Here is a 6,043-nt window from a genome sequence, read left to right as displayed (position 1 = left end):
CTGGGATAATTCCTTCACACTCTCTTTGATGTGTATTGTTTTTGCGAATGACATATTGTTATATTTATAGTTTAGTCCAAATATAATAAAAAAATCTATTCTGCAAATATTGGACTTAATTTTATTTATAATTGGTATAAATCACAAGCCTAAAGGCAAGTATTAACAACGTTTTGTTAATGTTTGTTCACTACAAAATTTTAAAATCCAAACAAGAATGCAGCATTAACAAGGGCTGTAGGGTTGCGACCTCGATTCGAGTGTCAAACTCGGGAGGAAAATTGTAAAGGAGTTTAATATCCCCAAGAAAAGAAGTAGTTATTCCATCACCAATTTCTTCCTGCATATTTTATTGCTGGAAACTGCTGTTACAAAATAAATACTATTGCTAAGAAGGAGGGCATGTGCGAAAATATTCTCTCCGGTTGCTGAATGTATTCAACCCTTCGAATAATATTCTAAAAAACAAGTGGGGGCTGAAAAAAAAATCTTAAAAATTAATTGGCATAAAAGCATACAATTATTTTCCACCCCTCAACAATTGTAAAAAACCTGCGCCATCATATAGTTTTCCTTTGTTGGATTGCCCGTTGTAAATAAAATAATACGTTCCATCAGGAGCTTCCTTTCCATTGCGTGAAATTCCATCCCATTCAATTTTTGGCAAATTACCATCATACATTTTAAGTCCCCAGCGATCGTATATTTCAAAGTGAAACTCTTTCATGCCGGATGTCAGTACCACAAACAGATCGTTGATACCATCCGCATTAGGCGAAAATACATTTGGAATTACAAGTGTGTCCTTTTCTACAACGGTCAGGCATTGTGTTGCTGTATCCATGCAACCAAAAGCACTTGTGGCGATCAGGGTAATGCAATATTGCAGAGCATCATTATAGGTCTGTATAGGATTGGGTACTACTGAAGTATTACCATTGCCAAAATCCCAAAGCAACACAGAGCCTGAAGTTGATTGATCGATAAAGTTGATCTGAGTTCCTTTATAAACCGGATTATTCGGCGTAAAAGTAAAATCTGCAAGAGGATTTGGATTGGCAGCAACAATAATTATGACTGTCGTTAATTGACAACCAACTGCATCTGTTACAGTCACCGTGTAATTTCCTTCCGCAAGATTTGCCACCGAATCAATCGTCGCACCATTGCTCCATGAATAAGTATACAATGGTGTTCCATTAAAAGGAATGGCCTTCGCCCCGCCATCCGACTTTCCTCCGCATGTGGTATTTGTTACATTAACATTAAAGGACAATGCCGGAGAGGGCAATATTGCAGAAGAAGTTATGGCAGAACATCCGTTGGAGTCTGTAACAGTAAGTGTATAATTGCCTGCGGTGAGATTAACAACAGTTGCTCCTGAAATTCCAATGCTCCAGCTATAACTTAAACTCCCGCTTCCACCGGATGCTGAAGCAGCAAGACCTCCATTCGCCTGTCCGCAACTTGTATTTACAACTGCAATAGTATTAACAGAAACAGAAGTTGCGGGTTCAGTAATGGATGCAGTACTTATTACGACACAACCGATTGCGTCTGTAACTGTTACAGTATAATTTCCAGCCGGCTGACCGCTAATTGAAATTGAAGTGTCTCCGGTGTTCCAGCTATACGTTAATGCGGAGGTTCCCATAGCATTCACAACAATGCTGCCTGTCACACTGCCTTTACATAGTATATTACCAGGTGAAATACTATTTATTACCGGCGCTGAGGTATTGCTTACAGATACACTTTGTGTCCGGGTACAACCATTTCCATCAGATAAAGTTAATGTATATATACCAGCCGAAAGATTAGAGGAGGTCATTCCTGCTGACCCGCTGCTCCATGAATAAGTATATAAACCTGTTCCCCCATTTACAGAAGCAGCAGCACTTCCGTTACTTATTCCACATGAAGCATTAGTCGTGACAACAGACAATGAAAGAGAGCTTGGTTCGGTAAGAGTCAGTGATCCTGAAGAAAGACAGTTATTGACATCCGTCACAGTTATTGTATATGTGCCGGCCGTGACACTTCCCGATAGAATCGCACCTGATGATGTGGCACCTGTCAATCCTGAACTCCAGCTGTATAAATATGGCGCAACTCCTCCGCTTACATTTGCAATTACTGTTCCAGTTTGGCCATTACAACTTATCGCACCATTCGTTACCACAGCTACTACCGGCCCTGCAATGGTACTGATGGATACGATTCCGGTTTGCGCGCAGCCATTTTGATCAGTAACGGTTAATGTGTATATAGCAGCAGAAAGGTTTGCTGCTGTAACACCGGCAGCGCCTGTACTCCATGAATACGTCAGGGCTCCTGTTCCGCCGCTTGCGGAAGCAATAGAACTACCAATATTCTGACCACATGGATCATCCGTTGACATAAATGTCGGATTACTTAAAATGGTTGGCTCGGTTAAACCCACAATGCTTACAATAGAACAACCCAGCGCGTCCGTTACTGTTACCGTATAATTTCCCGCGGGCAATCCTGTAATAACAGTTGCGCCGGAAACACCATTGCTCCAACTATAGGTTAAAGTTCCATTTGCACCCGATGCGGCAACTGTGGCTGAACCACTGTTATCATTATTGCAAACAAGGTTTGTACCGGCCATATTGCTTATCAAAGGAGCCGGATGATCAACGACAGAAACAACTGAAGTTTTTGCACATCCACTCGCATCGGTTACGGTAACTGTATATGAACCGGCAGAAAGGCCGTTGATAGCTTGTCCTGTGGCCCCGCCTGAACCAGACCATGAATAAGTCAGATTGCCTGTGCCCCCAGCTGCAGTAACAGCAGCACTTCCATTCGGAACTCCGCAAACAGGGTCAGCAAAGCTTGTCCCTACTGTAATGTCCGGCGGTTCAGTAACGGATGTGGCCTGAACGACCGTGCAATTATTCTTATCTGTTACAGTTAATGTGTATGTAGCAGGCGAAAGGCCTGTGATAGCCTGTGTTGTTCCTCCATTATTCCAACTATATGTGTAAGGCGTTACGCCTCCACCTACATTACTCACAACGGCACTACCTGTAACCGACCCAAAGCATAAAGGGTTAGTTGCCGTCATTGTGCCTTGTGATAACACAGGTGCAGGCGCAACAACTACAGTTGAGATATTTTTACATCCCGAATTATCTGTTACAGTGACTGCATAATTTCCAGCACTTAAACCTGTAACGATAGCAGTGGTTTGACCACCGGGATCCCAGCTGTATGTATATGGGCCATTACCGCCAGCTGCCGTTACAGTAGCCTGTCCTAACCCCGTACAGGTCGTGTCCACGGCCATAACAAGGGTCGGAGCTCCCGTATCCGTTACGATCACAGAAGTAGTTTCAACACAACCAAAAGAGTCGTTTATTGTAACAGTGTATGTTCCTGCCGACAATCCATAAGCATACGCGGAAGACCCCCCTGAGCCCCATACACCTGAAGACCATGAATATGTTAAAGAAGAGGAATTCATATATGCTATCGCCGCTCCATCATTATTCCCGCATGTAGCTGGAAATTGATTGGCACTTGAAATTAACGTAGGCGGATCAAATAATGTAACGGACTTAGTACTTGTACATCCTTTGGCATCTGTTACAGTAACCGAATACGTTGATGCAGCTAAACCTGTTGCATTGGCAGAACTTTGTCCATCACTCCATTGATAGGTATATGGCACAGTGCCGCTACTAACGCTGTTAACCGTCAGCGAGCCTGTACTGTCTCCGTTACATACAGGCATAGTACTTCCTGTAATAAAGTCCAGGTGCGGCTCAGTAATAATTACCTGGTTAATATACACGCACCCGTTCTGATCAGTAATTGTAACCGTATAAGTACCTGCAGTAAGTCCGCCAATTGTATCATTACTCCAGCCCGTATCCCAGCTATACGTATATGGTGCAACACCACCGGAACCTATCACCCGGGCGGTGCCATTATTCTCTTCGTAACAAATAACATCATTGATAACTGCCGTACCGGATACTAATCCTCCGCTATTAGTAATGTTTACACTTTCTGTTTCTGTACATCCTCCGCTATCCATAACCGTAACCGTGTAAGCCCCCGACAAGAGGCCTGTAGCTGTTTGTGTAGTCTGCCCTGAAGGCATCCAGGAATAAGTGAAAGCCGAACCATTCCCTCCACTTGGGTTCGCCGTTGCGTCTCCGGAGCCTGGACAGGCCGCATTATTCTGGCTCATGGCTATACTGATTATACCCGTTGCCTGAACAGTTACAGTGTCAGATTGAATGCAGCCCGTGGAAATATTTCTTACCGTTACCGTATATGTTCCGGCCGACAAGCCATAAGCAGAAACAGATCCGCCTGCTGTACCAGACCCGCCTGTCGGTGACCAGCTATAATTTGCAGAAAATGATGAACTGAATGATATAGATGCTGTACCATTTGAGCTCCCGCATGTTTCGGGCGACGAATAATGCGTTGAGAATAATGAAGGCCTTTGCTTTACTTCCACTGTCTGACTGGTACTACAACCATTGGCCCCTGTAACTGTAACTGTATATACTGCAGCACTAAGACCTGTTATTGTCACATCTGTCCGTCCGTCGTTCCAGCTGTATGTATATGGCGATATACCATACATTACATTAACAACCGTAGCACCACCTGTTGACGCATTATAACATACAGGAGTAGTACTAACGGGCTGCGCCTGAATGTATAACGCCGGAGGTTCAGTTACTGAAGCTTGTGTTGCATAACTACATCCTCCCGAATCTGTTATTGTTAAGGTATATGATCCTGCAGCAAGTCCTGATGCAGTTGCAGCGCTCTGCCCGTTACTCCAGTTATAAGACAATGGGTTTGTTCCTCCTGTTGAAGTAACAGCAATACTTCCGTCACCAGAACCATAACAGGAACCATTTGTAATGCTTAACGCAGCGGAGATCAATGTTTGCTGTTTGATCGCAACTGTTGAAAGAGCGCAATAACCATTATTATCAGTAACTGTTACCGTATAAACGCCACCGGTCAGGCTGGTAGCTGTTTGTGCTGACTGCCCGTTGCTCCAGGTATATGTAAGGATACCTGTTCCACCTGTGGCAGTTACAACAGCGGCACCCGGTTGGGCACACAAAGCATCTGTAACATTAATGGAAACGGAACTTCCTCCCCCGACGGTTATTGAAGCCGTATTGGAATAATGACAGTTGGTGGTATATGTAACCGTATAATTTCCCGCACATAATCCGGTTGCAGATTGTGTAGTTTGTCCGCCCGGGTCGGACCACAGGTATTTATAATCCGATGCAGCGCCGCAGCTATTTGCAACAACAGCTGTACCATTACAGGTACTGCAATCAGTAGCAGGTGTAGCAGTAATAACGGTATGATTACTGTCCGGAACAAATATCTGTGAAACAAATGCCTTGCCGCTGGCATATAACTTATTCCCGGGAGCTAATTTCAGGTCGTAGCATACATTAGGGATATTGTATGTCGACGTCAGGTTAAGCAATGAATCGTATTTCTTTATCACGGTACCGGCTCCCGCGTAAACATTATCACAGCCGTCCACACTGAGCCCACCGGTAGCGAACATTATCCCGCCGGTATTTACCTGGGATACAAAAACCCCGGTATACTTATTCCACTTCTTAAGCAAATTGCCATCATAAGTATACACATACTTATTACTGCAAGCCATCCCGTTAAAACCATTGGAAGTACTTGGGTAATAGCTTACGCTGGCTACTTCTTTAAACGTATGTCCATCAGGAACTGCGAAAGAAACGGGAATAAGATTGGGGATAGGACATTTCGACATGATATTGTCAAATCCGCCCAGTGAATTTACCGCGGAGGCCATATAATAAAAACCTCCGTCAGGATCAGTGGTAAGCAGAGCCATGTCACGATAGGAGTCAGTTGCACCCAAAACATTTACCGGAGCAACCGGCGTCATTGTTGTATCCACCAACAGCGCCTGTGTTCCACCGGTTGTTCCGCCGCCTGCAATAATAATTTTATTAATGCACCTGTTGTATTCACAGCG

The 6,043-nt window shown here is 44.1% G+C and carries 2 protein-coding genes (1 of these 2 cut by a window edge); both read right to left on the bottom strand.

Features of this window, described 5'->3' with window-relative positions; translation table 11 throughout:
• Positions 1-520: 520 nt before the first annotated feature.
• Positions 521-5,968, bottom strand: coding sequence for a gliding motility-associated C-terminal domain-containing protein (locus tag HYU69_06010; GenBank protein MBI2269899.1), 5,448 nt, complete (start codon positions 5,966-5,968; stop codon positions 521-523).
• Positions 5,950-6,043, bottom strand: the 3' end of a protein-coding gene (locus HYU69_06005; protein MBI2269898.1) for a hypothetical protein. The gene runs 1,157 nt beyond the window's last position; 94 of the gene's 1,251 nt are visible here — the last part of the coding sequence; the start codon falls outside the window, past its right edge — the gene reads right to left on this strand; it ends in the stop codon at positions 5,950-5,952. The genes HYU69_06010 and HYU69_06005 overlap by 19 nt, the downstream gene beginning before the upstream one ends.

Source organism: Bacteroidota bacterium (assembly GCA_016183775.1).
GTDB lineage: Bacteria > Bacteroidota > Bacteroidia > JABDFU01 > JABDFU01 > JABDFU01.
Note: the sequence above shows the minus strand (reverse complement) of the source record. Positions and strands in the feature narration are given on the sequence as shown.